This window comes from Aminobacter sp. P4_H6_2 (genome assembly GCF_056400805.1).
The window spans coordinates 1-1,576 of the sequence record NZ_JBFUKO010000911.1 but is presented as its reverse complement, the minus strand read 5'-3'; the positions used below and the strand labels follow the sequence as shown (position 1 = coordinate 1,576).

Sequence of the window (1,576 nt, the reverse complement as noted above, 5' to 3'; positions counted from 1 at the left end):
CGTTGCAAGGTGATWGCCTGTCCGCCCAACTGACGTCAGCCTAACTCCCGGGACGCCGCATTGACGATATAAGATAAGCCGCTGCAAGCGTCATGGCGGCGACCGCTATTCCGGTGCTGATCACGCCGGCTGGCGTTATTCTGGCACTGCCTTGCAAGGTAATGTTCTTCCCCACGCGCAGATCGAAAGTGGATTTGATTTCCTCAGGGTGTGAGGGGACTGCTATCGGAGGGTCTTCTTGGATAGCTGTCATTTTGAAGCTCCGTTGCACATGTGCTGCGGCTGAACCGGTCGACGCCTCTGACCAAGAGACTGGCGTCGACCGAGCTGTTTAGGCCCTATTCTCCGTAGGGGATCCAGACATTCTTGACCTGTGTCGCGTGACGAAGTACGTCGCGGTCACCTTCGGGGCCAACGATCCAGACCTTTTTCAGATTGCCGACAGACGCTTTTTCTACCGGGGCGATGCCTTCGACAGGGCCGTCATACCAAAGCGCGTCGACTTCATTGTGCTGCGCCAGAACCTGCGCCAAATCCAGCGTATTGCCGGTCACGATGTTCACCACGCCGGCCGGCAGGTCGGATGTGTCGAATACCTGATAGAGATCGGTGGCCGACAGCGGGTGCGTCTCGCTTGGAATGACGACCACGCGATTACCCGTGGCAAGCGCTGGCGCGACCAGCGCAAGCAATCCAGCCAATGGACGCTCATTCGGGCAGACAATGCCAACGACGCCGTTGGGTTCGTTCATTGCCAGCACCGCGCCATGGATCGGCACGGAATGCACAGCACCGTCATATTTGTCGGCCCATGCTGCATAGGTGAACAGGATGTCGAGCGCCTCGTCCAGTTCGGCGGCACCGTCGTCCCCGCCGGTCATCGCCGCGATCCTGGCTTCGAATTCCTGGCGGYGGGCGGCCAGGTTTTCCGCGACGAAATAGAGGATCTGCGCCTTGTTGTAGCCCGACACGCTGGCCCAGCTGCTGGCCTTTTGCGCGGCCTCCACGGCATTGCGGATATCCTTGCGGCCACCCAGACCGACATGGCCGAGCAAGGAGCCTTCAGCTGCGGTGACCTCCATGGAGTACCCGCCATCGGGCCGCGCCTGCTTGCCGCCGATATACAGTTTGGGCGTGCGATCGACGCCCTCGACCGCCTGGACCTTGTTTTTCTTGGCTGGCTTTTGTGCTGCTTTTGCGGGAGCGATGGGCTTGAGGTAGGAGAACAGCCCCTCGCGTCCGCCTTCGCGGCCATAACCGGATTCCTTGACACCACCGAAGCCGGCGGCCGCATCGAACAGATTGGCCGAATTGATCCACACCACGCCGGCCTTCAACTTCGGCGCCATGTCGAGTGCGAGGTTGACGTTTTCGGTCCACACGCTCGCCGCAAGCCCATAGCGGGTGTGATTGGCGATCTCGACTGCCTCGCCGGGAGTCCTGAACGTCATCGCCACCAGGACAGGACCAAATATCTCTTCTTGCGCGAGCAGATGAGATGTCTCGACATTGGTCAAAAGCGTGGGCGGGTAGAAATAGCCGGTATCGGGCAGATCGCAGGGCGCCTGGATGAGTT

The 1,576-nt window shown here is 60.2% G+C and carries 1 protein-coding gene; it reads right to left on the bottom strand.

The genetic code is table 11. The features are described 5' to 3' along the window. Positions 1–338 precede the first annotated feature (338 nt). Positions 339–1,576 (bottom strand): aldehyde dehydrogenase family protein (locus tag AC1DUU_RS31565; protein WP_476787238.1); only part of this gene is annotated, 1,238 nt, incomplete at its 5' end.